General features: G+C 71.1%; 2 protein-coding genes. One reads left to right on the top strand and one right to left on the bottom strand.

All coding sequences use genetic code 11. The features are described from left to right. Positions 1 to 115: 115 nt before the first annotated feature. Positions 116 to 577, bottom strand: coding sequence for a type II toxin-antitoxin system PemK/MazF family toxin (locus ACFWY6_RS32905; protein WP_384698250.1), 462 nt, complete (start codon positions 575 to 577; stop codon positions 116 to 118). Positions 578 to 916: 339 nt separating this feature from the next. On the opposite strand from ACFWY6_RS32905, the gene ACFWY6_RS32910 reads away from it, so the two are divergent. After that, entirely contained in the window at positions 917 to 1669 is a 753-nt protein-coding gene (locus tag ACFWY6_RS32910) for an MBL fold metallo-hydrolase (RefSeq protein ID WP_384698252.1), read from the top strand. Positions 1670 to 1812 lie beyond the last annotated feature (143 nt).

Consider the following 1812-nt stretch of genomic DNA (forward strand, 5'->3'; position numbering starts at 1 on the left):
GCTTGTGCGCGGGCACCCCCCGCTGGTCCCGGCCGTCGAGCAGCACCTGCCCGCCCGCCCGCACCGGCCGCCCCCCGCCCCCCCCCCGCCGCTGCACGTCCTACCCCTGTACGTCCTACCCCGCCAAGTGCCGCACCTGATCCCAGAGCGCCGGGTCCACGATCCCCGCCCGCCTCCGGAACTCCCACACCGGCACGTCCCGCAGCTCGTCCGTCTCCAGGAAGCTGGGCCGGCCGTGCGCGTCCCCGACGGAGCCGGGCGGCAGCGGAATCACCCCGGCACGCTCGTCGTGGTACTTGCTGGTGATCTTCGCGACGACCGCGCTTTCGCCCCGCACCGAAAGGACGAGACAGGGCCGGTCCTTGCCCCCGGGCCCGTCCTCGTACGGCACCTTCGCCCACCAGATCTCCGCCGGCTTCGGCGCGGGCAGCCTGCGCCGCGGCCCGCGCGGCCGGCCCGGCGGCCGGGTGGTCCGCCCGCGGGGGCCGCGGCTGCCGCGACCCCGGCCGTCCATCACCGCGGCGACCACGGCGAGCACCACCACAGCGGCAAGCGCGAGCCACCATGACGTATCCATACCGCAGACGGTACCGGCGCGCCCCTGCTCCCGCGCTCGGCCGTCGATCGCGGCTGAGCCGCCCTGCGCCGTCCGGTGTAACGCGGCGTGATGAGCCCTGGATGTGTCTCGGGCCTGAACTCGAACAACTGGGCGCCAGATCGCATCCGAACCGGTGACAGCGCAGGTGAGTTCTCCCACAACGGCCCACGACGGAGGAGCGACCGGCCCTTTTGCGCCTTACGCTCGACGGATCGCAGAACTCCTCGAAACTCCTCGAAGGGCCTCTCGCAGGCTCTTCGCGAGCTCCCCGCAAGGCTCCCGCACAACCCCCGTTTCGCCCCCGGAGGTTCCAGCTCCATGAAGCTCACCGTCGTCGGCTGCTCGGGGTCGTTTCCGTCCGCGGACTCGGCCTGCTCGAGCTACCTCGTCGAGGCCGACGGCTTCCGGCTGCTGCTCGACATGGGCAATGGCGCCCTGGGCGAGCTGCAGCGCCATGTCGGTCTCTACGACCTCGACGCGATCTTCCTCAGCCATCTGCACGCCGACCACTGCATCGACATGTGCGCCTACTTCGTGGCGCGCTACTACCGGCACGACGGCGGCCGCTGCGCCCCCATCCCGGTGTACGGCCCGGAAGGCACCGAGCAGCGCCTGACGACCGCGTACGCGGACACGCCGTCGGCCTCCTCCATGAGCGAGGTCTTCGACTTCCACACGGTCAAGCCGGCCACCTTCGAGATCGGGCCCTTCACCGTCCGTACGGAGAAGATGCGGCACCCGGTGGAGGCGTACGCCATCCGCGTCGAGCACGGCGGCAAGGCACTCACGTACTCGGGAGACACCGGTCCCTGCGACGCGCTCGACGAACTCGCCGCGGACACCGATCTGTTCCTCTGCGAGGCGGCCTTCACGCACGGCAAGGAGAGCATCCCCGACCTGCACCTCAACGGCCGCGAGGCCGGCGAGTCCGCCCGCCGGGCCGACGCACGGCGGCTCGTGCTCACCCACATCCCGCCGTGGACGGACCCGCAGGTCAATCTGGCGGACGCCCGTGCGGTGTACGGGGGTCCGGCGGAGATCGCGGTGCCGGGCAGGTCGTACGAGGTCTAGGGCGGTCCACAGACAGAACACGAAGAAGCCCCTCGCCGTCGGTGACGACGGTGTGGGGCTTGTTGTGTGTTCTGGTATGTACTGCGGCTGTGGCTACTTAGACACCGCCTTCAGGTGCTCGGGGTGCTGCGCGTCCGACAGCC

The sequence above is a fragment of the Streptomyces sp. NPDC059037 genome, assembly GCF_042740015.1.
In the GTDB taxonomy this organism is placed as follows: domain Bacteria; phylum Actinomycetota; class Actinomycetes; order Streptomycetales; family Streptomycetaceae; genus Streptomyces.